This is a genomic window from Paraburkholderia atlantica, from assembly GCF_000092885.1.
Lineage (GTDB): Bacteria > Pseudomonadota > Gammaproteobacteria > Burkholderiales > Burkholderiaceae > Paraburkholderia > Paraburkholderia atlantica.
Window position 1 is genome coordinate 1,158,754 of sequence record NC_014118.1, and the last position, 25,756, is coordinate 1,184,509.

The window sequence follows — 25,756 nt, forward strand, 5'->3', positions numbered from 1 at the left end:
TTGTCAGTTGCAATGTCGCCATTGTATCCATTGCGTCGTGCGATGGACGGACATCCGCAACCCGGGCGTCCTCGGCCCCTCGTGCGTCAAATGAGCGGAACGGTCAGCCGGTCGATGATCGCTTGCGTCTGCGGTCGAACGCCGCGCCACCACTCGAACGCTTCGGCAGCCTGCTCGACGAGCATGCCGACGCCGTCGGCAATGCCCTGCACGCCCGCATTTCGCGCGAGCCGCAAGAACGGCGTGAGCCCCTTTCCATACGCGAGTTCGTACGCGGTTCCTGCCGGGCTGAACACGTCCGGGGGAACGGCGGGCAACTGACCGGTCAGGCTCGCCGATGTCGCGTTCACGACGAGGTCGAACTGACCCATCCCGTCGAGTTCCCGGTAGCCGCATGCGATCAAAGGGCCGCTGCTCGCGACTTGCGCGACCAGCGCCTCGGCCTTGCGCACATCCCGATTCACGACGACCAGTTGCGCCGGACGCGCCGCGATGAACGGCAGCAGCGCGCCGCGCACTGCTCCGCCCGCGCCCAGCACGAGCACGCGCTTGCCTGCCATCGGCTGAGCGAGGTTCACTTCGATATCGCGCACGAGGCCGACGCCGTCGAAGTTCTCGGCAATGATCCGGCCGTTTTCGAACTTCAGCGCGTTCACAGCGCCGGCGAGCGTGGCCCGTTCGCTGCGCTCGTCGGCAATCGCGAACGCCTGCAGCTTGAACGGCGCGGTGACATTCATGCCTCTGCCGCCCGCGGCGATAAACGTCTTGACGGTCTCGGCGAAGGCATCGGCGGGCTCGATCGGACCTTCGATCGCCGAATAGTTGATCTCCTGTCCGGTCTCCTGCGCAAACAGACCGTGAATCAGCGGAGATTTCGTGTGGCCGATCGGATTGCCGATCACCGCGTATCGGTCGCTCATCACGCGCTCCCCTTCGAAAACAGCAAGCCCTGGGTCTGCATCGCGTCGATTTCGGCGGCGCTGAATCCGAGCGACTGCGCGACTTCCGCGTTGTGCTGACCGAGGTCCGGGCCGACTTCGCGGATCGACGTATCGCAGTCGGAAAAGCGGAACGGCAGATTAGGCAGGCGTAGCTTTCCGAAGCGCGGATGGTCCTGCTCGATCACCATGCCACGCGCGGCGATCTGCGGATCGTTCACCACTTCATCGATGCGCTGCACTTTTGCGCAAGGCACGTCGATGCCATCGAGCAGCGCCAGCACGTCGGCGACCGGCCGCGCCGCCACCCATGGCTTCACGACCGCGAGGATTTCGTCGCGATGGGCGTTGCGTCCGTTCAGACGGTGGAACCTCGCATCGGTGCCGAAGCCGGCCGGACCGCCGTGCTGTTCGACGAGCGAAGCAAACCGCTTCCACGCATCGTCGACCTGCGCGGCGATCACGAGATCGCCATCGGCCGCGCGGAACACGCCGTACAGCGTCGACGTCGGCATGTCGTGCCCCGTCTGCTCGGGCAGCACGCCTTGCATCGTGTAGCACTGCACCGCGTATTCGTGCATCGACACCAGCGTGTCGTACAACGCCATGTCGATATGTTGGCCGCGACCGCTCTTCACGCGCCCGAGCAAGGCAGCGTTGATCGCGGCGACCGCGTGAATGCCCGTGTACATATCGCCGAGCGAGATGCGCATCAGCGGCGGCGGTTCACCCGGATTGCCGATCATCTGCATGATGCCGCTCTTCGCCTCGGCGATCAGACCGAAGCCCGCGCGATGCGCGTCGGGCCCGGTGTGACCGTATGCCGAAATCGAGCAGTACACGAGACCTGGATTGCGCTCGGACAACGCGGCGTAGCCGAGGCCCAGCTTGTCGAGCGCACCGGGCCGATAGTTTTCGATGAACACATCGGCCGAATCGCACAGGCGTTGCATGAACTCCTTGCCGCGCGGGTCTTTCATGTCGACGCTGACGCCGCGCTTGCCCATGTTCAGTTGCAGGAAGTAGGCGCTTTGCTGGTCGTCGAGGATGGTCGCGTGCTGCCGGCCGGCATCGCCGCTGCCGGGACGCTCCACCTTGATCACTTCGGCGCCGAGCGCCGCGAGGCAGCGACCCACGTACGGACCGGCGAGAAAGTGGCTGTAGTCGACGACGCGAATACCTTCGAGGGGGCGGGCTTGCATCAGTTCGCTCCCGGACGGCGCGGCACCATCAGGCGATGTTCGCCGCGCTGGACGACCCGGCCGTCCTGATTGATCAGCTCGGACGGCAGCACGACGATACCCCAGTCCGGACGGCTGTTGCTCGCGCGCATGTTGCCGACGCGGAACTTGACGCGAAGCACGTCGTTGACCTTGATCGGCAGCAGGAAATCCCACGTCCAGCCGAGCGACATGCCTGGCAGGAAGCGATAGTCGCTCTGCGTCTTCAGACCATCCGCGATCGACAGGCCGAACAGCCCGTGCGCGACGATCGAACCGAAGTGGCTCGCGTTCGCATATTCCTCGTCGACATGCACGGGCGTGTGATCGCCGGTCAGCTCGGCGTAAGCGAGAATGCGTTCTTTGGTGACGGTATAGGTCGGGCTCACACACTCGTCGCCTTCGTTCGCGTCGTCCCAGTACTTTTCGATGATCGTGCTCATGCTTTACGCCTCCGCGCGTGGATTGATCGCCAGCGCCTGCGCAACGCACGTGGCGGGTTTGGCCTGAATCAGTTCGACCGCGAGTCCATCCGGCAGACGCAGCCAGTTGCGCCCCTGCGGCATTTCACTGACGCCGAACGCTTGCGCCGCGGCGAGCGAGGCCTCGAGGTCCTCGCACATCACGCCGAGATGTGCGAGCCGGCCCTCGGGACCTTCGTAGCGCGGATCACTGATGAACTGCAGTCCGCCGAGCGTCCAGTACTGACGCGGCTCCTCGCGCGTGCCGTCCACCTCGCGCATGCTCATGCCGAAGACCTGTTCGAAGAAGCGGATATGCCAGTGGATATCACCCACCCAGATGGCGACGTGCTCGAGATAAGCTTTCGCGCCGCTCATGCTGTCGCTCCTTCTCGCTGACGGTCCGTCATCGCGCGCTCGATGCCCTTGATGCACGCGACGAGCGTCGAATTGACCGGAGTCGGCACGCCGAGGCGCTCGCCCCAACGCACGACCGCTCCGTTGATGAAGTCGATTTCCGTCACCGAGCCTTTTTCGAGGCTCTGCAGCATCGAGGTCTTGAACGCGGGCGAGAGTCCTTCGGCCGCGAGCGTCCAGGCTTGTTCCGCTTTCGTCATCGAAAGATGGATGCCGGCGGCCTTCGCGACCGCCATCGCTTCTTCGATCGCCGCCAACGCGGCGGCTTTCAGAACGGGCTCCTCGTACAGTTGCCCATACGTCAGACCGGTGATGCCGGTGATCGCGCCCGTCGCGACGTTGATCAGCAGCTTGTCCCACATGGTGCCGAGGATGTTGTCGCTGACCGTGGTTGTCAGACCCGAACTGTTGAACGCGTCGGCGATGGCGCGGACCCGGTCGGTGACCCGGCCGTCGAGTTCGCCGACGATCGTCAGCTTTCCGTTCACGCCCGACTGGATGTGCCCTGGCGCCTTCAGCACGCCGCCCACATAGGTCTTGCCCGCCAGCACGCGCTCCCGGCCGACGATTTCGCTGAGCACGTCTTCATGGCCGAGGCCGTTTTGCAGCGACAACACGAGCGTGTGGGGTCCGACGAGATCGAGCGCGCCGCGCATCGCCGAATCGGTGTGGAAGGACTTGACCAGCACGATGACGAGGTCCACCGGCCCGACTTCGGCCGGGTTGATCGTCGCGCGGACTTTTATGCGGCGTGAGCCGTTGGCATCGTCGACTAGCAGGCCGTCGCGGCGCATGGCCTCGACGTGCGCCGCGAAGCGGTCGACCAGCCACGTCTGGTGGCCGCCTTCAGTCAGCGCGGAGCCGATCGCGCAACCCAACGCGCCGGCTCCCAGGAATGCGATCTTCATAGATGTCTCCGTAATATGGAGACGAAGATACGATTCCCGCATCATGCTGGCAATGCAATGAATGCAATAGCATCATTGCAGTTTTTAATATCGAAGTGTGCCGCCGCCGCGGGTGGATCAACGTTCCAGTCTTTCCCCTCAATGCGTGCGCACCATTTGCCCGCTCTGTCCCGCGCTCATCGACGCGGCCCTATCCGTTCGATGCATCGCGGCCACCTTTGCTTCCGCGGCCTGAATATCGGCGGGATAGGAACCATCATCGCCCATCGACGGGTTGTATCCCGCCGCTTCCAGTTCCTCGAGTTCGTGCATGACCTCCGCGCGCGTGAGCTGATGAGCCTCGGGCTCCGACACAGTTTGCGCATCCGCGCTTGCGCAGCCCGCCATCAACATCGCACCAGCGATCATGAGGCTCACTAACGAGGAAGCCGCGTATTGATTCAACGATTCCGATTTCATCATGAACTCCTTTTGACCTGAGGATGTATTCGCGCATCCGCATTCACTTCGGATCGTCTTGTCAGATCGTGGGTGTTACGCGATGCACATCCGGTAGACGGAGTTTTCTCGTTGGATATTCCCGATGTCTAAATAGAACTACCACGCAATCTCCGACGTTCGATCCCGTTGCGAAATTGACCTGCGACGAACGCGCCGACGATCAGAGAAAGATACAAGGCCACGAGATCGTGACGCCATGCGTTCAGCGCCAGCTGATGCGCAATCAGTTTTGGATCGGGAGTCAGGAGGATTGGCCGCTTCGCTTCGACGGCTCGCATCATCCGGACAAAGCCTGCCGCGGACAACAATGGCAGCAAGATGACCCATGTCAACAGCATGGGCTTCATGCGAAGCGCCCATGGCATCTGACGCAAGCGAAACCATAAGCCAAGGCATCCGTGTATCCATCCGGGCGCGAGCAGCGCAAGCTGCAAACCCTGCGTACCGGTCGTGAGCAACTGGATCACGATGCGCTCGTAGTCCGGTTCGAAGCCATAGAGCGTGGACGCGAGCCGGGTCGTCACCGCATGACGGATCAGCAGCAGCGGCAGGCTCAGTCCTGCCCATAGACGCACCCATTCAGCAGGAGGTAACGCCCAGTGACGGCGCGCATAGATCGTTCGCATCGCCAGTGCGAAATGCAGCGCGGCCGCTCCGTACAACGCGATCGTTCCAGGCGCGCTGCGCCAGAGCCGCAGCGCCAGGACCAGACCACGTCCGGCCAGTTCGAGCGACCAGATTCCGAGCGCGTGATTGAGCAGATGGAGAAATAGATAGACCAGCAACACCACGCCGGAGCCGAGTTGCAATCGCCGCAGAGCGGTTTGCATCCGCAACGTCATGCGAACGTCCCGCTGGCATGGTGTATCTCCTGCGGGGCAAACGCCGCCTTGTCGGCCATGTTCATTTGATCACCCATCCGATCTCAGTCTCACCTGCAAGACCACCGAGATGCGGTGCTTATTCCCGATTCGGTTCACGCCGCATCATCGTTTCGAGCGAGTGCGACACGGTTGCGTGCTCGCGATGACAATTCGGGGTCAGTCACAGCGTCGCCGTCACACCACCATCGACATAAAGAACATGACCGTTGACGAAGTCCGACGCGCCACTCGCAAGGAAGATCGCCGCGCCGACCAGATCGTGCACATCGCCCCAACGCCGCGAAGGCGTGCGATTGACCAGCCAGCTGCTGAACGCTTCATCGTTGACGAGCGCGTCGGTCAGTTCCGTCTTGATGTAGCCGGGGCCGAGGCCATTGACCTGGATGCCATACTGGCCCCAATCGATCGCCATGCCTTTCGTCAACATTTTCACGGCGCCTTTGCTCGCGGTATAGGCGGCGATATTGGGCCGGCCGAGTTCGCTTTGCACCGAGCAGATGTTGATGATCTTGCCGCGCCTACGCGCGATCATGTGGCGCGCGACCGCCTGCCCGACCAGAAACACGCTATCCACATTGGTCTTCATCAACTGTTCCCATTGCGCATGGGAGAACTGCTCGAGCGGCGCGCGCCGCTGCATGCCGGCGTTGTTCACGAGAATATCGATCGCGCCGATCTCGCTTTCGATCTGCGCCACCGCCGTTTCCACCGCCTCCGGAGCAGTCACGTCGAAACATCGCCCATGCACGTTCCCGCCCGCGTCGCGCAGGCGGCTGACCGCTTCCGCCAGCCTCGCTTCATTGCGGCCGTTCAGCACGACTTCGGCACCGGCGCCGGCCAGCCCTTGTGCCAACGCAAAACCGATACCGGTACTCGATCCGGTGACGAGCGCGCGACGCCCACTCAGGTCGAACATCTGCAAACTGTGGTTCAACTTGATCCCCCTTTTGAATTCAATGTACCAGCGTTCGATTCGTGGAAGCTAACCGGATGAATCGAGATCGTGCCGGAATTGGCGGCGCTGCGCGGCGTCGGTGATGCAAGCTTCGACCCGTTGAACGAACTCGTCCAAATTCGCGGCATGCCGCGCCTCTCGACTCGCGATCATCTTCGCGATCGGCCCCACAAAGACGGCCAGTTTAACGGCGACGGCATCGATGCTGGCCTGATCGATCGCACTGTCCGGCGCCCTAGCTGCGGCGCTCGCGGGCGATACAGCCGATACCTTCGCCGCAGCCGCAGCCGCCGCGACACCTGAGCCCGGCGATGACGACGCGACCATCGACGTGTCGGGTGAGCCCGCCGTCAGTCGCGCGAAGGCCTGCTCGAATTCGAGCCGCGCTGTGTCCGGCAACACCGCCGCCAGTTGCGCGCCGAGCGCTGGCAGGTCGCTCGCCTGGGTGGCGGCGCGCCGCACCAGCAGGCTTGCGAGCGGGCCCATGTGGGTCGCCAGTTGGCGTTCGATGCGCGCGAGCATCTCAGGCGGCCAACTCCGCTGCACCGAAGGCACAGGCACGGGCGGTTTGCCACCGCCCGTCGCATGGGTTGGCCACGAAGCGGACGCGGAGCAATACGCGGATGGCGTCACGATAGTCCGGTCATCATCGGCCGCGGCGGGTGAGACAGCCAACGACCTCAAGCTCGCGAGCCATTCCGCGGCCGAACCGAAGCGGTCTTCCGGCCGCCGGGCGAGTGCCTTGGCGAGCATCGCGTCGATCGCGGGCGGCAACGCGGAGACGATTTCCGATGGCCGGGCCGGCGCATGTTTGAGGACCTTCTGCCTGATCGTCGCCGGCAAGCCGACGAACGGCTGATGGCCAGTCAGCATCCGGTACAGCACGACGCCGGCCGAGAACAGGTCCGCGCGGGCATCGACCGATTCGCCCTCGAACTGCTTGGGCGATATGTAGCTCGGCGTGCCGATCATCCATCCGGACGAGGTTGCGGACGAGCCGATGCGCGCGACGCCAAAATCGGCGACCTTCAGCAGCCCTGCCGCCGTGACGAGCAGATTCGCGGGCTTGATCCGGTACTTGCCAATACGCGTAGGCGTTGCTTCGTTGCTCATGCGGGTTCCGATCGAGGGGCGCGTGGCCGATCACGCCAGCTTACGCCCCCAGCATCCGCAGCGCCTCGACGAGACTCGTCTTGATGCGGTTGAACGACACCGCGAGCGAGGCGATTTCGTCGCCACCGCGCGTCGGAAACGATGCGGTGTCGAGCTTGCCGAGGCTCAACACCCGGTCCGCCACGAAACCGGTCGCGGCGAATTCCGCGGCGAACACGACGAGGAAGGCGAGATTGAACAGCGTCTTGTCCGGCACCGTGAGCGACGCTTCGTGCGGGGGCATGAAATTTGCGGAATCCGCGTGATCGCATCCCGACAAGGAGATGGTATGGACGCCTCCCTCCCGCGTCGGATCGGAGAGGCAGTAGGAGCGGCGGAGCCCTCGCTGTACCCGACGGCATCAGAGTGCCAAAGTGGTGGTGTCAACACGACCACAGAGGGTAAGGAGGGCTCGAAATGAAGACTACGACATTCGGCCTGGATTTGGCAAAACGCGTCTTCAGGTTCACTGGGTAGACATGGACACGGGCGAAATCAACCGGCGACAACCGAAGCGCGAACGGATTGTGACGTTCTTCGCGAACCACGCGCATGCCTCCATCGCGATGGAGGCATGCGGCAGTGCCCATCACTGGGCGCGCCGCTTTGCGAGCTTTGGCCATCAAGTCAGGCTCATTTCGCCCTCATTCGTCCGACCGTTCGTGAAGAGCAACAAAACCGATGCGGCCGACGCCCAGGCGATTTGGGAAGCCGCACAGCGCCCAGAGATGCGTTTCGTCGCCGTCAAAAGCGAAGCTCAGCAAGCTGTACTGACCTTGCATCGGATACGAGAGCACGAGCGAACGTATCAACCCGGCTACGTGGCGCATGCCGCGTAAAACATCAACTTACTATGGAGAATGGTCGCTGATAGGTTGCGCAGGTAGATACGCGTGTGATGGCAAAACAGGTCGGACCGCGGGGAAGCAAACCTGAATCGCGGTTAGTCCTTCGAGGACTGCAAGGAGTTGAGGTCTTCCCCGGGCAGATTCCATCAGGGCCAGCGGGCCTGCGTCCGCTCAATAGGGCGGATATTAGCCTGCAGCCTGACCGTCTCACACAAATATCACCTGGCAAACCGGGAGGCGTCCATATAAGACCGCCATGGACACCCGGCAAATCGAAGAACTCCGTCCGACGCAAATGACCCACGGCGCGCGCGAGGTCCGAGAAAAAGCCCGCCAATACCGATCGGTGAGCGGCCATGACCTGGAAATGGCCATCGCCGAAAAGCCGATACCGGTCGTCTGCGGACCGAACGGCATACCGTTCGCGATCGATCATCACCATGTGGCGGCGGCGCTGTGGCAGGTTGGCGTCCGCTCGGTTCCAGTCGTGCTGGTGCGGGATCTATCCTCGTACACGTGGGCGTCGTTCTGGCTCAGCATGGAAAACGAACGATGGACGTTTCCGTATGACGCGCAAGGGATGCGCCGGCCTTTCTCCGAATTGGCGGAGCACGTCTGGGAACTGAAAGACGACGAATACCGAAGCCTCGCGGCAGCGGTCCGGGATGCCGGCGGCTATGAAAAAACCAATGTGCCGCTGGAAGAATTTCGCTGGTCCGACTTCTTTCGCTCGATGTTGCCGCGGCCCGATAGTGACGAAAAGTTCTCGGCTTTGCTCAAGGAAGCCTTGAAGCTGGCAAAGAGCGACTCGGCATTGGGACTGCCGGGCTATCTGGGCCGCACGGATTGAGTCGGTGGCTCGCTCAATCGTGGGCCCCGGTCCCCGCCGTCACCAGAAACTGATCCATCAACGAGATTTTCAACGGCTTATCCGCGTCGAGCTTCTTCTTCTCGATCACATACTTCCAGCCGTCCCCGCTGCCTGGATTGCGATAGAACGCGACGACCGCCACATATTCCGTATCGGCCTGCATCGGCTGCGACAGGCTCGCCGACGCACCCGGGTTCAGCACCGATGCCATGCTCGCCTGCAGGTCCCGCGCGAGCACCGTGCGGTCGTTCTTCAGCAGATCCTCGTACGACGCGCCGTCGAACATCTTGCGGGCCTTCAGTTGATACACGCGCACCGCAACCGATGTCGCGCGACCGGCGTCGTCGGGGTTCAGCGCTTCGCGCGCGGACAGATCGACGTCGAGCACCTTGATCTGCTTGAAGAACACCGCGTGATACGCGCTCGACGACGCGTCCGACACCGCTTGCCATGCGCCGCATGCCGACAGCAGCGCAACGGACGCGATGGTGGAAACGGTGAAACGAAGATTCATCGATGGTCCTTTGGGCGCGTCGTTCATCACGCGGATCGAGTCAGGTACGGATTGGCCGCGGGCTTCGGAAACGCTTGACAAACCCCGAGCCCGACGTTGATCAGGCGTTCGCTCATGGCAGGCAGCACGGTGGTCCAGCCGAGGCGCGGCGCGGGTCCGGCCGGTCCTCCGTGGATCGCGGGCAGCGGCGCGAGACGCGACGAGATTTTCATATGCAGATGCACGTCGGCCTTCACCCCGACATACAACTGCACGAACGCCATCAACTCGCGATGCAGCCACGCACCCGGCAACAGATCGTGCGCCTGGGCGGCATCGGCCGGCCGCAACGTCACGCGCACCGCCCGGCTGCGATACGCAAGCCGCTTGCCGAGCACATAGCCGCCGCCGAGGCCGCGGCGCGCGCCGTTGTCGTTGGTCGCACCAGCACGAGTGGCCAACGACGTCAGCGGTTGCGGCTTGCCGACGCGCGCGGGCGCGGGAAAGAACTCATCCACCCGTACATCGACGCCCGGTACCGCGAGCGCAATCACGCCGGCGAGCCCCTCGGGCGTGCGCGTGCGCTGGATCAACAGGCCGAGCAGCGCGAGCAGCCGCGAATCGGGCAAGCCTGCGCGCTGCGGCTTGTCGCCCCAGCCGAAGCCGGCGAGGCACAACAGATTGCGCGAATGCGCATCGCTGCCGCCCGCGCGAAAACTCTCCGGATAGCGGTACTTTTTCCACGCGCGATACAGCAGCGTCACGAAGCGATGATTGAACTGATCGAGAAAGGCTTCGACCGCTTCGTGCCCTTCCTCGCGCAGCACGATCTCGTCGATCATGTGCGACGGCATCGCCGCGTCGACGCCGTAGAGTCCCATGAAGGTCGTGCGTACGGTCGGCGGCGCGTCGCCGCCGCCGAAGGCATCCGGATCATCGTCGAATTCGACCGCGGCGATCTCGCCCGTCGGAAAGCCGGTGCGCGCGCGTGGCCGGAAGCGTACCGGCTCGTGCGCCGGGGTATCACGAGTGCCGAAACCAGCATGGTCCGGCGCCCGCAATTCGAGCAGTCGGCACAACTGCATGAAGTTCATCCGTGGCGCGCGCGCGAGCAGCGCCGCGACGAGCGGTTCGAGATTCCGCGGTTCGTCGCGCGCCTCGAAAGCGTTCGCGTATGCGCTCATAACGGAGCCCGTTGCGCCTTGCTGCGCGGCCAGTCGGTGCGGGTCTGCGACGGCAGGCTCACGATCGATAGCTTCGTAAACAGATTGATCTCCGCATACAGCGCGAAAAAGCGTTGCAGCAATTCGCCGAACAGCATCACGTCGCCCTCGCCCGCGAACGCGTGCGAATCGAGCGTCACCTCGATATGCACGCCGCGCTCGACCGAGCCGCCCGACAACTCCTCGAGCAACTCCTGCGACACCCACAGAATGCCCGCGAGGCGCCGGCGGTTCAGTTCGTCGCTGGTCCAGTCGTATAGCGCGAGCGCGCCGCGCAGCACTTCCGCGTTCATCATCGACAGGAAGTTCGGCGCGAGATGCGATAGCACCCGCCACTGGAAGCGGTCGCCGGTCGGTGGATAGAGCGGCAGCGTCGGCGCGACGAGATTGTGCACCCCGGCGATGTTCGCCGTGCTGGTCGCAAGCTCGGCGATGCGCGCTTCGCGCAGGCCCTTGCGCGGCAGCATGCCGTTCGTGCCGGTGACGCGCAGCGACAGGCTTTCCTCGGGCAGCGTGTGCATCGTCTCCCACGCGTGACCGCCGAGCACGACCCATGTCTCGTGCAAACCCGCGACGCCGGGCCGCACGCGCGCGTGGAAGTAGCGCTCGGGCGCCTCGTGCCGCAGCATGCCGCCGCGATGCCGGAACGTCGCGAACGGCAGGTACTCGTAGCGCTCGGCGGTGTCGTGGTCGAACGCCTCGATCGCATCCACCGAATAGGTCTCGACGTGCTCGCCCTGATGGCCAGCGGGCAACACTCGGTATTCGGTTTCGTGATGATCGATCTCGATCGGCTCGGCGTCGAGTTCGAACAGGTTGATCACCGGAGTGCAGAAGAGCCGCACGTTTTCCGGACTGAAACGCTGATCTGACGGATACGTGTGCTTCAGAACGATCTCCAGTTCGAAGCGTGTCGAATTATCCGGCAGCTTCGTCACGTCGAGTCCGCAAAGATCGACGAACAGGAATTTCTCGCGGAACGTGAAGTATTCGAGTAGCAGCTGAAAGCCGGAAAACGCCGCGTCGGCCTTCGGCCACAGCCTCTCGTCGGCGGAGAACCCAGCCGGCTCGATCGTCACGTTGGCGAGCGGCAGCGCTTCGCCATCGCGCACTTCCGGAATGCGCCAGTGGATCGCATCGACCTCGCGCGTGAGCGCCAGATGCATCGCGAACGCGGTCGGCAGATCGGCACTCAGATACAGCCGCACGCGCGACAGGTCCGTTTCCTTCCGACGCGCGGACTGATCGAGCTCGAAGCCGAGCCGGACGATCGAGCGGCCGTCGTGGCGCACAGTGGGACCCGCGTGTGTAATCGACAGCGGCTGCAGCGTGACTGGCTGCGTGGTCCGGTACAGACATTGCACGGTGTTCAGCGTCGTGCCATCGGCGCCCGCCGCGTTCGGCACCGCGATCGGCGCCGAGCGGACCGGCACGCCGGCCGGCACGAACTCGGTTCGCTGCAGCTTCTCCGCGAGCGGCAACAGTTCGACGATCGACAGCGACGGAATCATCCGCAGATAGTGCGGCCACAGCAGACTCACGAGGCCTTCGGTCAACTCCGGCAATTCATCGTCGAGCTTCTGCTGGAGACGGCCGGTCAGAAACGCAAAACCTTCGTGCAAGCGCTCGACGTAGGAATCGCGATCACCGACGCGATCGAGGTTCAGCATCCGCGCGCGGTCGGGATGTGCCTGCGCGAATTCCTTGCCGGCCTCGCGCAGGTAGCGCATTTCGGCTTCGTAGTAGCGCAGGATCGGGTCGTCGTGTTCCATGCCTGGTGTTCTTATCAGAAGGTCAACGCTCGCGCCGGGTCCAGCACGGTCAGCTCGGCTTGCAGTTCGCCGATGCGGCGCGCGAGCGCGGGTTTGTCGGCGTCCTTACGGTTGCTCAGCGCCTTCAGCGTTCGCAACAACTGCTGCTTCACCTCGAAGACCAGCGCGGGTTCCCAGCGCGTGAGTGGCAGCGAGCGTGCGGTCGTGTCGAGTTCGGTGAGCAGTCCGAGCGCCGTGTCCGCGCGACCCGCGCGATCGGCGAGGCGCGCCATCACCAGCCGCTGCAGGTAGCGCTGCCGATCGGTGCGAAGGCCGGGCAACGCATCGAGCCAGGCGAATGCCGCCTCGATGCCGTCCCGTTCCGCGAGGTCGCGCGCCTGCGCTTCGATCTCGGGCCAGTCGCCGGTCGCCTCGTCGTCGCTGCCGGCCGCTACCGGCAGCGGCGCGATACTCTCGCCCGCGTCGAGATTGCGCACTACCGCGTGGCGTGCGATCCATTCGAGCGATGCGTCGTCGGCGAACGGCGTGCCGTCGTTGAACGCCAGGCGCTCGATGCCAGGCAAGCGTTCGAGAAACAGCGCGAAATCCGCGCGCAACTGGTCACGCCATGCGCTGTAGGGCGCGCCGACGTGATCGAGTGCGACATGCTGGAAATACTGCAGATCGAACCACAGGTGATTGACGCCCTCGAGGAATGCGCCCTCGACGCGTTCGAGCAGCTCATGCCACTGCTTTTGCAGCACGAGCCGCTTCATCTGCTGACGCAGCTCGCCACGCGGTGGCATCAGACGTGTGCGTGATGTCGCGTCGACGGGCGGCACTTCGTGCAGCGTGTCCCAGCGAACGGTGCGGACCAGCCGCACAGACGATAGATAGCCGTTCTCCTGGTCGCGTAGCCACAACCCCATCGAGCGGGCCTGATCGAGCAGGTCGCGGGTCGATGCGATCGATACGTTCACGCTGCCTGCAAAAGCTTGGCCCGACGATACGGGTAACGTTGCCGCTTCGAGTTCATTACCGCGCGACGATGCTTCGTTCTGCTCGAAACGCGCGATGAGCGCGGCGAGATTCGGCCGAGCCGCGTCGGTCCACGTGGCGGTACGCGTGACGAGCAGATCGAGCGCGGCGATCGCGCGTTCGAGGTCGGCCGTCGCGAACTCGCCGCGACTGTCGAGCAGCTCGATGACGCGTGTGGTGGCAAGCATGTCGAGCGCGCCCTTCTTCGCCTCGGCGCGCGCTGGCAGCACGTTCTCGCCGAAGCGCTCGACGAGCGACGCCGCGAGTTCAAGCCCGTCCGCGAAACCGAGAGGACCGTCCGCACGCAGACGCGCAAACGCGTAGTAACCGGCGAGACGCAGATCCTTGCCGGTCTCCTTCAGCAACTGCTCGCACGAACGGACGACCAGGCTGTCGTCGATGCCGGAGAGTTTTTGCGTTTCCTCGCGCAACTCGAAGAACAGGTCCTCATAGCCCGGGTCGCGGCCGCAGCCCTGCTCGCCGGGTAGCGGCTGCAGCCATGCGCTCCACGTGTCGAGACGCGCGCGTACGCGTTGTTCTTCGTCGCGCGACGGGAACAGCGTCTTCAACAGACTCGCCAGCATTTATTCGACCTCCGGTAGCAAGCCTTGCGGCAGACCGACGGCCGCGTTTTTCGCCGCGTTCAGCGCCGCGGGCGGCAGTGGTGGTGGCGGGTTGGCCTCGGATGGCTTCGGCGCGCTCTTTGCGTTGCCGGTTACGAAGATTCGGCCGGGTAGCTTGAAGTGACGCAGCGAGAGCACTTCGAGCGGGCCCGAGCCTGCCTCGCTGCGCAGTTGCACGCGCAATGAGATGCCCTCGCCCTGGTCGGGCTGCCACGACAGCAGATAGCGCGCGGCGTCCTGTTGCGACACCTGCGCGCGTTCGATTAGACGGATCAGGCCAAAGCGGCCTTGGGCGTCGAGTGCCGAGCGCAGGCCGCCGTGCTCGGTCTGCCATTCGATATGCGACAGGTTTTCGAGCGAATCGCCCGGCCACAGGAAGGGCGTCCACTCTTCCTTCTGATTGAAGTAATGCAGCTCGCGGCCCGACAGCATGAAGCGCATGTCGGTGACGCCCGGCGTCGGCACCGGGCGCAATTCGTAGCGCACGTGGGCGTCGCCGAAGGGGAACAGCACCGTCGATGCACGGGTCATTTCGTTCAGTCCGTCGAGGAACGCCGGATCGAGCGTCAATGCGCGGCCGTGGCTCGTACCCTGCGCGGCGATCCAGCGATCGCCCTGTCGTTCGACCACACCCGCCAGTTGCGTTGTGACGAACTGCGTAATCACGCCGTTGTCGGGGCGCATGAAGCGCGCCATTTCCGGCAGCGACGCGTCGTTGTCGGAGTCCGCGAACGGATAGCGGCCGCCGAACGCGCTGTTCCAGTCAGCGACGATCGCCGTGCGCCAGATTTCGTTGAGGCTCGCCGCGGCGGGCTGCACCAGCACCCGCCAGGTTTGATCGAGCGGCGCCTGGAACAGCGCGCCGAAGCCGGCCCACCGTTCGCCGAGACTCGCGGCAAGACGGCTCGCGTGATCGCGGCTGTCGGCGATATCCGAGGTCTTGCCCTGCAGCACCGCCTGCGCGGCGATGCGCGACATCGCGTCGGTGTCGGGACTCGACACGATCTGCTCGATCTTCAGACGCATCGCGGTCACGCGTTCGAGATAACGCGCGACGCTAAGGTCGCCGGTCGCGGCCAGTTGCGCGGCGGACTTTGCGTTCGCCCGCGTGGCGCTGGACGCGAGATCGCTTCCGGCAAGCCGCAGGATTGGCCCGAACGCGACTGCGAGCGGTGCAAGCGGCGGCTGCGTTTGCTTCGACGGATTCTTTTGGTCTGCGCCGACCAGTTGCTGCGCTTTGCTGACCAGCGTGTCCGACAGCGATGGCGTGCGCGCGCCCGTGCCCGCCTGATAGACGATCGCGTTCATCAGCATCACGAGCGGCGAGCGCTGTGGGTCGCCGAGCAGCGTTAGTTGATCGGCGGTAGCGGACAGCGTCGGTGCCGATTGCCAGCGCAGGCTGTTCAGGAACAGCCCCCATGCGCGCGCGTAGTCGTCGAAATAGCGTTGACGCAGCTCGGCTTTCAGCGACGACGGCAGCTCGGTTTTGTTCTCGACGTCGGACAGCACCCAGTCGCCTGTGACCTTGCTCTGCTCGCTCGCGTCGTCGATCGCTTTTGCGATGCGCTCCTCCCACGCGGCGCGCGTGAAGACGCCGGGGACCGTGGCCGTCGTGCTGAACAGACCACGGCTCGATGTGTCGCCGAGCAGCGTCGCGAGCGGCACGGGCGGGTATTTGGCTTTGGCGTCGTCGAGGATCTGCTGATAGACCGCGTCGGTCGAGTTCTGGATGCCACGCACGCCGATGATCGTTTGGCGTGTCGCCGAGATGAGTCCGTTGTCAGCGACGATCGCGAACGACGAGCCGCTTGTCGATGCATGTCGGCCTCGATGATTCGCGAAGAAGGCGATGGTGTGCTGACGCAGGTCCTCCCATGCGCCGGCCGACAGCGGCGAGTTGGCGGGACGCGCGGGTGCGGACGCCGCGGTGAGTTGCGGTGCGAGGAAGGCCGCGACCGCGCGTTCGGGCCTGGCGAGCATCATGTATGTCTTCAGCGTGTCGTAGGCGGCCCGCACTTCGCCACTGCCGCCGCTTGCAATCTCGGCGTCGGTCAGTGACGCAAGCCGATGCAGCCGCGCCTCCATCTGCTCGCGGATCGGGCCGACGAGAATGCGGCCGGCGGCGTTTTCATAGCGGGGCCATAGGGCGTCGAGCAACGCGGCGTCGCGGTTCAGGCCGAAGCGTGCGAGGTGCGGGGCTCCGTCACGCTGATGGGATTCGAGGGTGTCGATCTGCTTGTCGAGTGTGTCGAGCGTTTGCATCGATTGGCTCGGGTGGTGTTCTTCCGCGAGCTTTGTTAGCGTGTCGGCGGCGGAATGGATCGTTGTGCGGTTCGCGACACCCGAGATCATCGTGCCGGTAATCCATAGCGCGATCGCCGCTGTGACCGTCCACGCGGCGGCGGTCGATAGGCAGAAGCCGATGCGACGGCCGTGGAGCTTGCGACTGTGGTCGGCGATGGTTTGCCAAAGGGTGCGGTGTTGGGGGGCGATGCGCTTCGCCTCGGCGTCTTCACCTCCGCTGTCTTTGTCGTCGTCAGGGGTCGCGGGCGGGGCGAGTTCGCGCTCCTTGAAGAGCGGCGCGAACAGAAGGCCGTGAACGGCCTGGCGCCAGTTTTTTGAATGCGCGGTCTGCGCGACCAGTCCCGACAACACGCTGGAAAGCCTTTCGATATGTTGCGACAACTCCGCCGGATAGCGATCGTGCTTGTCGTGGCCGAGGCGAAGGACGCCGGTGTCCGCGAGGCGGCGGGTGAGGTTTTGTAGCGAGTCGTCGATGTTGGCCGAGTGCACTCGGGCGTTCGACCACGTTAGGCCGATCGCTTCGTCGTCGCCCTTCGGTTCGGTGCTGAAGTCCGTTACGTCGAGCAGATAGGCAGGCGCGGACCAGCGCAGTGCACGCGCGTGGCGCGCGAGGCGTTGGGCGAGCGCGTCGGCGTCGAAGTTGGAGTTGGCTGAGGTGCGGTTGCGGGTTATTGCGACGATTGCGTCGATTGGCCGGCGGCGGCGCAGGCGGCGGATTTGGGTGAGCCAGGTGGTATCGAGGGTCGCGCCGGTTTGAGCTGCGTAGAGCAGGACTGTGTTGCCGGTGATGGCGTAGCCGGATTCGGCCAGGCCGGGGGCGAGGCGTTTTACCAGGCGGAGGTCGCCGGTTAGCAGGAGCCAGCGGTCGCGGTAGCGCCAGTGGCGGCCGTGGAGGGCGTGGAGCGCTTCGCGCAACGCAACGATATTTTCCGGTGCAGTGAAATGCGCTAATGCCGGGTCTTCGTTCGCGCCTCGTGCTCGCTTATTTTTCGAATCGTAGCGGGCGAACCACTGCGTCGCACGCATCGATGCGATCCAGAGCACGACGGCCTCGAAGTACTTCACGAGCATCAGCGCGATGAGCATGCCCGAGAGCAGGCACAATTCGATAATGATTCGTGTCTCTTGCGTCCATCCGTGCGCCGGACCTTCTACCCAGACGGTCAGACCAAGCGCAACGAATAGAATGCAAATGCCGATGCCGATAAAAAGGGCTACGGGTTCAGATTTGTGTTCATTCATGCCTGTTTTCTGCACACGAGCGCGATCAGGTCGCGGTCTTCCTGAGTAAGAACGAGTTGGGGATCACCGGTTCGCGCGGCGAATTCTGCAGCGAGTGCGGTGGCAAACCATCCCCCCGCCACTCCGCAATCCCCAACGGTGGTTCTCAAGTCAATCCGGGATTTCTTTCCGTCGACTTGGGACGATGACCTGATTGCGACCTCTATTTCCGGTGAAATTCCGTGACTCCAGAGAGCGCCAACATTCGCCGACGTGGCTTTTCCCCAACGCATCGCGTTGTCGAGTGTCTCCCCTATGGTGTTGACCTGACCACGTGCGGGACGATGTAACAGCAACGCACTGGCTTCCGACTTCTTCTCAGCGATGCTTGGATGTCCCAACAGTAGTGCGACACCCGCCTCCGCAGCACCGTCCTGCAAGCGCTCGCTTACAGCTTCGCGCAATTGAACCGCGACCAGCAGATGAACGACACCTGGCCTCATGCTGTCGAGTAGCGCATCCGTACCGAACACCGAGGACGGCTCTATCGACGGTTTTGCGATCATTCGCAAACCCGGGAACTTGCCGATGACGAGTTTCTCGAGTCTGTCGGAAACGTCGATGCTCTTGAGGGCGCAATGCGAAACTGCTTCAAAATGAAGCGTTGTACCGGCAGAAAGAGCTGCGAACTGCGGCGTCAGATCTTCGATCAACTGGGCCAGAAGCCAGTTGCAGACCAAACGATGGCGAGAATATTCCGTGAGTTCGTTTCCGGAATGGACCTCCTGATTCGGGATTTCTATCCAGCGTGCGTCAACATCGGTGTTCGGCTTGGCTCCGCCTGTCCGAGTTTTCAACCTAAGGCTGCCATCGACAACGCCCTGAACATCATTTTCATCGCGATTAGCCGAGAAACGCCAGGTATGACCTATCAGCGCGAGTGGCACGCTGGCAATGGCGTGGCATCTTTCCATCTCGCAGTCACTCACGTGATTCACCGCTAGTGCTTCACTGCGTCGCGCATGTAGATAACCAAGCCGAAGGCACAGCATAAATGTCCATGAAAGCATCGGATAGCCGACTAGACAGAACCAAAACCAGATCGGATTGATTGTTCTGCCTTGCGGCCAAAGAACAAGTGTTAGCGCAGCACCAAAACAAAGGAGGACGACTAGAAGCGCAGTCCAAACCCGCTTCGATAGCTGCGGAGGCGGCGGTACTGCCTTCCGCGGCGGTACGCGAGCGAAGTCGATTGGCATTCGTTTATCTGACTGTTGCACCATCCGAAAGGGCAATGAGGACACTTCCGCACTGAGTCTTGTCTCCATCACGTGAAAGCGGTGTGCCAGCATCCTTGATGCTGCTGCTTCCTTCCACGATTGCGTTGTCGCCGTGAATTGGACAGGAGACGAGATCTCCGACGCGGGCCGCGCGGCGCCCCTTGACTCTGATTCGGTCCGAGCCGGTTAGGATTTTTCCTCCGTGACTCGTGTTGTCGCCTTCGTATGCTAATTTTTTCAATCGATGCTCCTATTGAAGCAAAGTTGGGTCAATTCTCTGAGTGGTATCGTCGATCTTCTGCAATTGCGAACGCTACCGACGCAGTTCGATCCAACAAGTAATTCAGACGGTTGTTATCACGTGCAGAAAGCGAGTGAACAGCATGGGCCGGATCATCGTGCTTTACCGTACTCCCATTCGACTTTTCGTCGGAAAATAGCGGGAGACGCTGACCATTCTTGTCAATGAAGAAAGCTGTTGACCAGCCTTCGCCGAAGCGATCCTTTATCTGGCGGGCCAAGGTTCCACGAGCTCAAACGACTGGCCGCCCGGCAGCGATCTTTTTGCCCCCAAAGCGGTTTCAGCAAAGGCAAAGACTTCAATGCATGACGCCATCCAAAGAATGAAGAGATTCTTCGCAAAAACATCCACCATCTCTTTGACGACCTGCGGTTCCACTATCAAAATTAGGCGTCCATCCAAAGCGGCGAAAGCATGACCAATCACAAGCCACTCAATATCGAAAAAAACAAAATAACATCCGGCACACGTATTAAGCTACTTAGACCGGACATCCCTATACTCTTCTCTTTCAATTTAACTGTATGCAGATTGACGTATCGACGCATCGTTGATGCATGTTCGATCGCCGATCCTACGGATACCACGGTATATGACGATTCCACCGAAAACTGCGGACCACTTTCCGTTTTCACGGTTTTATCATATAGATAAATATGTATATTCATCCCTAGAAGATCTGATATGCGTCTCACCTCCACCAGAATAAGGAGGATAAATAAAGTGAAATATAGCACCCCGCTTAAATCCTGCGTCGGATATTTCAAGCTCCATTTTTTCCTCTTTTCCGTAGCGATATGTTAATACCTTGGCGTCTTTCGCCTCGCACAAAGAAGCAGTCGATGCTGATCGCTATTCACAATCTGTGTGACAGCACCGATATAGCCTGCATCTGATATGTAATTCAAATCTCTGCGCGGCCAAAAAAGAACAATTTATATCCATCATCAAGTCGCTATCTCTGCATCATCGTTTTGCTCAACTGCACAACCCTAGTTGTCTATACCATCGACCGGCTCGACTGTTTTTATTCCTCTAAATACTCGAGAGTTGATCGGTTGATACGCTCCGTCGTCACAGATATGATTTGAAATGGTCTTTCCGCCCCTCTTAATATAGATTCCGCTCGGAAAGCCCTGGTACAGCACATATTGATAGCGCCCAGACATAAACTTTAGGTGTGTAAAACTCACGTTTCCTTCATGGATATCACTTAATGAAAACCATTTTCGAGGAGAAAATGGATTCTTCGGAAATTCCATTTCTATTTTATCCATCTTTCCAAATCGATACTGCACGTATCCGTTGTCAGGCGATATATTTCCTGATGCACAGACCGACATTATCTTTCCATCGGTTGGGCAACTGAAATAGACCTCCTCATGAGGATAGCAAAGCGTAATCTCGTCAGCCTTCACATCAATGGAAAACAGCATTAATCCAGCAATGATAATTACCTCTACAAACGAGATCGAACTGCAGCCAGTCTTCAATTGAATTCCCCCATTTCCCATATTTTATTGAAATTGGCGACACGCTCCTCGTAACTATCGGTATGGAGATTGACAATCGCAGTAATAGAATTCACCTGTACGGCAGTGTTCCCTTTATCCGCCTCATCTGCCAACTTGTGATCAACCCAAAAATAAGCCGCAGATCTGGCGGCGTATTTCGGTTGTACGAGAAGATCTGGATTTGCTTCAAAGTCAATAACTTCGTGTGGCCATTCTTGTTGCAAGGTCGCATGCCATCGGGTGAATGACCTGTAGTTTGCCCGGCCCGTAAGCTGCTTAAGTCCTCGCCCCCTGTATCGCCAACCATCGCCGCTGGCGTAGTCGCCATTTCCTAACTCGGCGCGACCACCGTAGGCGCCGTTAGCGATGGCTTCAAAGTCGCTTTGACTCATGGTTGTCCCGTCTGCCTTGATTGGCTTTGTCTGATGGTAGCCGTGCGCGTTCGCCTCGGCAGGCCGATGACGAAAATAGGAAAAGCTTCCTATCAACGAGCTAGCTCTCCAGAAAAAGCCCTCTTCGCGGGTAAGGGAAGAACCTGTTTCCTGCATTACCTGGGCAAAAAAATGGCTCCTTCTAAGAGGCGTATCAAGTTCGTAAGCTTCAAGATGAGCATTAAGTTCATCGGCGACTTCCTGGAGAGCTTCTTTGTTTCCACTCGGAAAAAGCCGCAGCAGCATCGCCGAGGTAAACCGGAAACCACTCCGGAAAAAATTCCCCACCAGCCCAATTGGATGAATATGAAACACATTCGATGCAGGGAAGTCCGTAAGCCCGGCCTTGACCGCATCCCACCAGACCAGCTTCTCGATCCGCTTCTGCTCCTCGATGTGCTCCGGCTTCGGCCCTGTGCGCTGCTCAATGGCGGCAATCAACTCCTTCCACTTCTCCGGATTCGCCCATTCGCTCTCGTGCTGAATAATCAACCTCGACATGCGCAGCGCCGTCCATGGGCCGCTCGATGCGTTACGCAGGTCATCGGCCGCCTGCGCGCGGTCACCGGCCAGATTCAGCGCCTGGTAAATCGATGTCATCAGCGGACTGAGCTTGCCCAGCGAGCCCGCGTCCGGCACGTCTGCACCGATCGAATAGTCGACAAACCCGTTCGTCGTTGCAAACATCGTATGCGTCGGCTCATGCTCGTCGTCCAGCGGCTGAAAGTCCACCCATTTCTGGGCAAACTCCCGCGTAACCGTCCCGCCAGCAAAGCTCTGTTCCCGCACCCACCCATCAATCGGCTGGTGACGGACATCCGCGCTGTCAATCTTCCACCAGTGGCGCTTCTCGCCATCGCTCCCAGCCACTGTCTCGATGTACTGACGATCTGAGCTTCCCGTCGCAAGCGCAGCTAGCGGAAAGACTTCGATTACGCCAGTTTGTTGGGCCTGAGCCCCTTCCTCATCGTGCTGCCTGTACAAGGCGGTCCCACTGTCGATGCGCTGAATCGTTGGCTCGTTGGGAAGGACCAACTGCTGCCACGCGCTGACATGAGCGCCGTTCTGCCTGATCCAGGCACGCCCCGCGTCGATGAATGCCTTGACGCTGTCGTCACAAAAGACTTCGATGTGCACCATCCGCTGGCCAGAAGTCTGCTGGGACAACGAATCGTAGCGCCCAAGATGGCCGATCAGTTCCCCTGCCTTCACCGGGACCACTTCAGACGGCCTAGAGAGCACCACTACCCGGTCCAGTGAAGAATCTGGCATCACCTCCTTGACGACCGGACCGCCGTGTTCTTCCCCAAGAAACATCCATCCGTCCACCGCCGGATGAGCGACGCCACCTGCGATCCCAGGATAGGGCGATACACCGCTCGCGTCTATTATCTGCCCCCAGTTGCCCTCGCGTTTTCCAACGCTAACCTGCGACCCGTGCGGGAGGATGCAGAGCACCTTGCCATGCGGCTTTGATACCCGGACTCGCAGCCCCCGCTGATCGGCTGGTGCCGACTGGCAACCTGACCCGATTGTGGGACGGTCCTGCGCGTAGGTGGTCACCTCGAAGCGCGTCGCCCAGTACTTCGGCCTGGGAAGATGCGCGTCGTTCTCGTAGTCCGCGAAGTCCTGCAGATGTGCGTACAGGCTGTAAAATGTCAGTTCCCTGTCTTTGGGAAACTCCATTGAATGACGCACCAACGCAAAACCCGTGCTGTACGATGCACTGATCGCAGGCTGCCCGTTTCGCGCAGGAATTTCACTTACCGGATAGATGCGATCGACGCGCCATGCCACCACTTCGCCATCCGCAATACAGCGCACTCCGCCTTTCAGATCCAGCGACGCGCCGGCGCCCGCCTCGGTCACATGTATTCCGCCGTGCCACATGCCTTTGCCACTGACCGCGTAGGCGCCCGAAGGCTCCCGCCTCAACAGTTGGTGAAACTCATGCTCATCTATAAAGTCTGCAGGCGGACCATCCGTGCCTTGGGCGTTCTTGCGAAACGGATACGCAAAAGCAAGCAGTTTCACTGGCGTGCTGGGTGGATTCGACGGTCGAGTCATATTTGCCATGATTGTGCTTATTCAGAAAACCCGAAATTCAAGTTTCCCTCGACGTCTTGAAGGGGAGCACCAGGCCAGCGCGGAAAGGTGAAATTGCCCTGCGCGGGGCCTTCGACATCCAGACTACCCTTGACCTGGACTTCCCCTGGGCTCGCTATCTCGATCTTCCCGTTGGCTATCTTTAGATACGCGCCTGCCCCATCACCCAGCGTGATGCCCTTCGACCCAGTAATGATCACTTCGCCTGTTGACGAGCTGACAGCCACGTTGGTAAGTGCCATCAATTCGAGCGCATCACCCTGAGCTTGAATCTGGACTTTTCCTTTTGCCGCGAACAACCGGATGCCAAGCTTCGCGGCAAACAGCGAAATCGCCTCCCCCGCCGCCGCTGTGATCCTCTTGAGCACGCCAAAGTCGATTCCTTCACCTGCTGTAACGAATATTTGCTTAGCCGCGGCCAACTGCATGTGCTCGCCACTCACCAGACCGATGCCTTCAGGTGCGCTCGCCACGATCACCGGCTTCCGTAGTTTTGCGATCTTCTGCTCGACGAGCGAACGTTGCTGATCGACGTCGGCCAGCAACGCGTGCGCGGCTCTTGCTGAATCATTGAGAGAGCGCAGGACTTGCTCCGCTTGCTGGAGCGTTGCGTCCGCGTTAGGCATCGTGATCTGCTCGCCCGTAGCACCGGGCTGTACTTCGGCGCTAAGCAACACGCCTTTGGCCGCCCGGGCTGACAGATACCCATCTGTCCTCAGTTCGGCGCCGTGACCCCGCTCCCTCCTCTCCCCATCAACCATATGCCCCAGATTGAGCTCACTAGTCTGAAACGGCGTAGCCAGATGGATATGCTCGACCCCTTCCTTATCCTCCATCCGCAACTCATTCTGCGCAGCTGTCCGAACGATATTGCGAGTGTTGTTGAGGTTATTGACGAGATCCGGATGCAAACTGTCGTGCATCGCCCCGATGATCACCGGCCGGTCCGGATCCCCAGCGGTAAACACGATCGCCACTTCCGCCCCATCGATCAACGGAAAGTGATGCCCGTAACCATCTCCGCTATATGGCTTCGCGAACCGCACCGGCCGGCTCGTTCCACCCGGACTCCACTGGTCGAGATCGAACGGCAGCACGATCACATACCAACCCTGCTCGGTCAGATACGCATACTTATAGTTGCCGGGTGACGTAACCCGCGCCGGCAAGATCCCATCGATGGCAGGCCGGGAAATCGACGTCATCGAAGTCCGCCACACTCGATCGGACGGGATTCCCTCGAATGTCACCTGATACGCTTGATCCCGAGCGCCGCGTGACTTCACTGAAGTCACGAAGATTCCGTGCCTCGCATCGGCTGTTTTCGGATGGATCGACATGACCTCACCCGCCTCGAGCCAGAACGGATTCCCCGTGCCAGTAAAAGCAACCTGACCTGCCAGATGCGCCTCATGCCGCAACCGGGCAATTCGCTGCCCCTCTTCAGGTGTTTCGTAGTGCTCGCCCCAGTGGTAGTCGACCCCATTCGTGGTGCTGTCGCCGCGTACAGTGTTTTCCTCGACGAGCAACGACACACCGGCGTGGCGATGGTTATAGTCATGCAGCCGCACCGCTTCGGTCACACGCCGCGTTCGCCGTTCGAGCGAGGTGATCGCATCCGCGCCCACACTCTCGAGCCCCGAATCGCGCCGCAACGACAACGTTCGCTGCTTGCGTGCGTATGCATCGAGATCGTCGCCGAACACGATCATCGCGCGGTCTTTCTTCTGCTCCCACCGGAACCACATCCCCTCCCGCGCGCAGAGCCTCTGAATAAATCTGAAGGTCGTCTCGTGATACTGCGTGACGTACTCATACCGCTTGTACTGCCCACGCAACTGAAACACGAAGTCGACCCCGCTGCGATACCCGTAGTGTCGTAGCGTATCGGTAATGATTTCCTCGACCGACTGTTTCTGAAACAGCCGGCTCGTCACACCGCGATCGAGGTCGGCGAGTTTCGGTTCCAGCACGACCCGATAGCGCGTTTCATCAACCGACGTGTCGAACTCGTCGAACTGCGTCACGATGCCGTGAATCGTGTGCGCGGGTGGCCTCGCGCTGAACTGTCCGGCGTTCTCGCCAAACATCTTGCGCAGATAATCGATATCAGGATCTCCCGGTTCTATGGCGAACCGCGCCGGACGTCCCAGCACCTGATCCATCGGAATTCCAGCTACCGGGCTTGTGAATTCGATCTCGTACTTGTACAACTGGCTGACCTGATCGACACCAGCGAATTTCAAGACGGAGAACGGCGCCGGGTGCGGCGCCAGCTTCAATTCATAAGCCTGCAACGGCGATACCATCGACATG

Annotated in this window: 22 protein-coding genes and 1 pseudogene; 2 read left to right on the top strand and 21 right to left on the bottom strand. The window is 61.3% G+C overall.

The genetic code is table 11. The annotated features are described in order from the left end of the window. Window positions 1-86 precede the first annotated feature (86 nt). The 10 genes from aroE to BC1002_RS38990 form a co-directional block, all read right to left on the bottom strand. Window positions 87-920 (bottom strand): shikimate dehydrogenase, encoded by an 834-nt coding sequence (aroE, locus tag BC1002_RS21260; RefSeq protein ID WP_013092052.1) that lies wholly within the window; start codon window positions 918-920, stop codon window positions 87-89. Continuing rightward, window positions 920-2,140 (bottom strand): CaiB/BaiF CoA transferase family protein, encoded by a 1,221-nt coding sequence (locus BC1002_RS21265; RefSeq protein WP_013092053.1) that lies wholly within the window; start codon window positions 2,138-2,140, stop codon window positions 920-922. Before BC1002_RS21265 ends, aroE begins: the two co-directional genes overlap by 1 nt. After that, on the bottom strand, window positions 2,140-2,601 hold the full coding sequence (locus tag BC1002_RS21270) for a MaoC family dehydratase (protein ID WP_013092054.1): 462 nt from the start codon (window positions 2,599-2,601) through the stop codon (window positions 2,140-2,142). Before BC1002_RS21270 ends, BC1002_RS21265 begins: the two co-directional genes overlap by 1 nt. Before the next feature lie 3 nt (window positions 2,602-2,604). Next, window positions 2,605-2,997 (bottom strand): VOC family protein, encoded by a 393-nt coding sequence (locus tag BC1002_RS21275; protein ID WP_013092055.1) that lies wholly within the window; start codon window positions 2,995-2,997, stop codon window positions 2,605-2,607. Further along, complete coding sequence (locus BC1002_RS21280; protein ID WP_013092056.1) at window positions 2,994-3,944, bottom strand: ketopantoate reductase family protein; 951 nt, start codon at window positions 3,942-3,944, stop codon at window positions 2,994-2,996. The genes BC1002_RS21275 and BC1002_RS21280 overlap by 4 nt, the downstream gene beginning before the upstream one ends. A 138-nt stretch (window positions 3,945-4,082) precedes the next feature. Next, window positions 4,083-4,403, bottom strand: coding sequence for a DUF4148 domain-containing protein (locus BC1002_RS21285; RefSeq protein WP_013092057.1), 321 nt, complete (start codon window positions 4,401-4,403; stop codon window positions 4,083-4,085). Window positions 4,404-4,531: 128 nt separating this feature from the next. Next, window positions 4,532-5,287, bottom strand: a complete 756-nt coding sequence (locus BC1002_RS21290; protein ID WP_013092058.1) for a hypothetical protein — start codon at window positions 5,285-5,287, stop codon at window positions 4,532-4,534. Between the two features lie 202 nt (window positions 5,288-5,489). Next, window positions 5,490-6,245, bottom strand: a complete 756-nt coding sequence (locus tag BC1002_RS21295) for a glucose 1-dehydrogenase (RefSeq protein ID WP_049870245.1) — start codon at window positions 6,243-6,245, stop codon at window positions 5,490-5,492. A gap of 66 nt (window positions 6,246-6,311) precedes the next feature. Then, on the bottom strand, window positions 6,312-7,397 hold the full coding sequence (locus BC1002_RS21300) for a DUF8082 domain-containing protein (protein WP_049870246.1): 1,086 nt from the start codon (window positions 7,395-7,397) through the stop codon (window positions 6,312-6,314). A gap of 40 nt (window positions 7,398-7,437) precedes the next feature. Continuing rightward, entirely contained in the window at window positions 7,438-7,680 is a 243-nt protein-coding gene (locus BC1002_RS38990; RefSeq protein WP_013092060.1) for a hypothetical protein, read from the bottom strand. Window positions 7,681-7,853: 173 nt separating this feature from the next. Between BC1002_RS38990 and BC1002_RS21310 the strand changes: the two are divergent. Further along, window positions 7,854-8,230 (top strand): annotated as a pseudogene (locus tag BC1002_RS21310) (IS110 family transposase); the annotation flags it as partial. A gap of 310 nt (window positions 8,231-8,540) precedes the next feature. Then, window positions 8,541-9,134, top strand: coding sequence for a ParB-like protein (locus BC1002_RS21315; protein ID WP_013092062.1), 594 nt, complete (start codon window positions 8,541-8,543; stop codon window positions 9,132-9,134). 13 nt (window positions 9,135-9,147) lie between these two features. Here the strand turns inward: BC1002_RS21315 and tssJ are convergent, their stop codons facing one another. The 11 genes from tssJ to BC1002_RS21360 form a co-directional block, all read right to left on the bottom strand. Beyond that, complete coding sequence (tssJ, locus tag BC1002_RS21320; RefSeq protein WP_013092063.1) at window positions 9,148-9,669, bottom strand: type VI secretion system lipoprotein TssJ; 522 nt, start codon at window positions 9,667-9,669, stop codon at window positions 9,148-9,150. 26 nt (window positions 9,670-9,695) lie between these two features. After that, window positions 9,696-10,832: a type VI secretion system baseplate subunit TssG gene (gene tssG / locus BC1002_RS21325; RefSeq protein WP_013092064.1), complete on the bottom strand. Its 1,137-nt coding sequence runs from the start codon at window positions 10,830-10,832 to the stop codon at window positions 9,696-9,698. Next, a complete protein-coding gene (tssF, locus tag BC1002_RS21330; protein WP_013092065.1) occupies window positions 10,829-12,643 on the bottom strand; it encodes a type VI secretion system baseplate subunit TssF in 1,815 nt (604 codons plus the stop codon). Before tssF ends, tssG begins: the two co-directional genes overlap by 4 nt. Before the next feature lie 14 nt (window positions 12,644-12,657). Continuing rightward, window positions 12,658-14,244, bottom strand: a complete 1,587-nt coding sequence (gene tssA, locus BC1002_RS21335; protein ID WP_013092066.1) for a type VI secretion system protein TssA — start codon at window positions 14,242-14,244, stop codon at window positions 12,658-12,660. Then, the gene (locus tag BC1002_RS21340; RefSeq protein WP_013092067.1) at window positions 14,245-17,829 is read right to left on the bottom strand and encodes an ImcF-related family protein; all 3,585 of its coding nucleotides are present in this window, start codon (window positions 17,827-17,829) and stop codon (window positions 14,245-14,247) included. Continuing rightward, window positions 17,826-18,797, bottom strand: a complete 972-nt coding sequence (locus BC1002_RS36530; RefSeq protein ID WP_157874728.1) for a hypothetical protein — start codon at window positions 18,795-18,797, stop codon at window positions 17,826-17,828. The genes BC1002_RS21340 and BC1002_RS36530 overlap by 4 nt, the downstream gene beginning before the upstream one ends. Before the next feature lie 274 nt (window positions 18,798-19,071). Next, entirely contained in the window at window positions 19,072-19,329 is a 258-nt protein-coding gene (locus BC1002_RS36540) for a PAAR domain-containing protein (RefSeq protein WP_083788717.1), read from the bottom strand. A gap of 264 nt (window positions 19,330-19,593) precedes the next feature. Further along, the gene (locus BC1002_RS21350) at window positions 19,594-19,815 is read right to left on the bottom strand and encodes a hypothetical protein (protein WP_041735042.1); all 222 of its coding nucleotides are present in this window, start codon (window positions 19,813-19,815) and stop codon (window positions 19,594-19,596) included. 566 nt (window positions 19,816-20,381) lie between these two features. Beyond that, window positions 20,382-20,882: a hypothetical protein gene (locus BC1002_RS37840; RefSeq protein WP_157874729.1), complete on the bottom strand. Its 501-nt coding sequence runs from the start codon at window positions 20,880-20,882 to the stop codon at window positions 20,382-20,384. After that, window positions 20,879-23,368: a glycoside hydrolase family 19 protein gene (locus tag BC1002_RS21355; RefSeq protein WP_238538011.1), complete on the bottom strand. Its 2,490-nt coding sequence runs from the start codon at window positions 23,366-23,368 to the stop codon at window positions 20,879-20,881. The genes BC1002_RS37840 and BC1002_RS21355 overlap by 4 nt, the downstream gene beginning before the upstream one ends. Window positions 23,369-23,418: 50 nt before the next feature. After that, window positions 23,419-25,755, bottom strand: a complete 2,337-nt coding sequence (locus BC1002_RS21360; RefSeq protein WP_013092070.1) for a type VI secretion system Vgr family protein — start codon at window positions 25,753-25,755, stop codon at window positions 23,419-23,421. Window position 25,756 lies beyond the last annotated feature (1 nt).

Coding starts and splice junctions, on each gene's coding strand:
- aroE (WP_013092052.1), bottom strand. CDS start 920: ATGAGCGACCGATACGCGGTGATCGGCAATCCGATCGGCCACACGAAA.
- BC1002_RS21265 (WP_013092053.1), bottom strand. CDS start 2,140: ATGCAAGCCCGCCCCCTCGAAGGTATTCGCGTCGTCGACTACAGCCAC.
- BC1002_RS21270 (WP_013092054.1), bottom strand. CDS start 2,601: ATGAGCACGATCATCGAAAAGTACTGGGACGACGCGAACGAAGGCGAC.
- BC1002_RS21275 (WP_013092055.1), bottom strand. CDS start 2,997: ATGAGCGGCGCGAAAGCTTATCTCGAGCACGTCGCCATCTGGGTGGGT.
- BC1002_RS21280 (WP_013092056.1), bottom strand. CDS start 3,944: ATGAAGATCGCATTCCTGGGAGCCGGCGCGTTGGGTTGCGCGATCGGC.
- BC1002_RS21285 (WP_013092057.1), bottom strand. CDS start 4,403: ATGAAATCGGAATCGTTGAATCAATACGCGGCTTCCTCGTTAGTGAGC.
- BC1002_RS21290 (WP_013092058.1), bottom strand. CDS start 5,287: ATGACGTTGCGGATGCAAACCGCTCTGCGGCGATTGCAACTCGGCTCC.
- BC1002_RS21295 (WP_049870245.1), bottom strand. CDS start 6,245: ATGTTCGACCTGAGTGGGCGTCGCGCGCTCGTCACCGGATCGAGTACC.
- BC1002_RS21300 (WP_049870246.1), bottom strand. CDS start 7,397: ATGAGCAACGAAGCAACGCCTACGCGTATTGGCAAGTACCGGATCAAG.
- BC1002_RS38990 (WP_013092060.1), bottom strand. CDS start 7,680: ATGCCCCCGCACGAAGCGTCGCTCACGGTGCCGGACAAGACGCTGTTC.
- BC1002_RS21315 (WP_013092062.1), top strand. CDS start 8,541: ATGGACACCCGGCAAATCGAAGAACTCCGTCCGACGCAAATGACCCAC.
- tssJ (WP_013092063.1), bottom strand. CDS start 9,669: ATGAATCTTCGTTTCACCGTTTCCACCATCGCGTCCGTTGCGCTGCTG.
- tssG (WP_013092064.1), bottom strand. CDS start 10,832: ATGAGCGCATACGCGAACGCTTTCGAGGCGCGCGACGAACCGCGGAAT.
- tssF (WP_013092065.1), bottom strand. CDS start 12,643: ATGGAACACGACGACCCGATCCTGCGCTACTACGAAGCCGAAATGCGC.
- tssA (WP_013092066.1), bottom strand. CDS start 14,244: ATGCTGGCGAGTCTGTTGAAGACGCTGTTCCCGTCGCGCGACGAAGAA.
- BC1002_RS21340 (WP_013092067.1), bottom strand. CDS start 17,829: ATGAATGAACACAAATCTGAACCCGTAGCCCTTTTTATCGGCATCGGC.
- BC1002_RS21360 (WP_013092070.1), bottom strand. CDS start 25,755: ATGTCGATGGTATCGCCGTTGCAGGCTTATGAATTGAAGCTGGCGCCG.